We start from the raw sequence: 464 nt of genomic DNA, 5'->3' as shown, positions 1-464 counted from the left end.
CGCCACCGCGGCCGTCCCTCCGGGGGCGCCGCGGAGCAGTTCGGTGCGGACGATCAGCGCCGGCGAGGCGGCAGCGATGCGGGTCACGACGTCGTCGAGCACAGCCAGTGCGGCCGCCCGTTCGACGACCGGTGACTCCACCACGGCGGCGACCACGGGCGGGCCGACCGGCGCGGACTCGTGCCACGTGTGCACCACGCGGAGCACCGCACCGTGCCGACCCGCCTCGGTGATCGCGAAGTCGACGACCTCGGGAGCGGTGTCCGCGTCCACGGCCAGCACGACGTCGGCGTCGAGCTGGCCGCTCGGCCAGTCGTCCGGCACGATCACGGTCGGCACGTGCGATGCCCCGGCGATCCGGTCGGGCAGGAGCCCGGTGAGCGCGGACTGCAGGCGACGACGACGGTGGCTGCCGACGACGAGGAGGTCGTCGGGCCGGGCAGCACCGACGAGCGCGTCGACGA

1 protein-coding gene is annotated in these 464 nt (G+C 75.4%); it reads right to left on the bottom strand.

Annotation, left to right across the window (positions count from 1 at the left end):
• The coding region (locus tag BIV03_RS19680; RefSeq protein ID WP_217637388.1) for a universal stress protein at positions 1 to 464 on the bottom strand (464 nt) is incomplete at both ends.

The sequence above is a fragment of the Curtobacterium sp. MCBA15_016 genome, assembly GCF_001865105.1.
GTDB lineage: Bacteria > Actinomycetota > Actinomycetes > Actinomycetales > Microbacteriaceae > Curtobacterium.
Note: the sequence above shows the minus strand (reverse complement) of the source record. Positions and strands in the feature narration are given on the sequence as shown.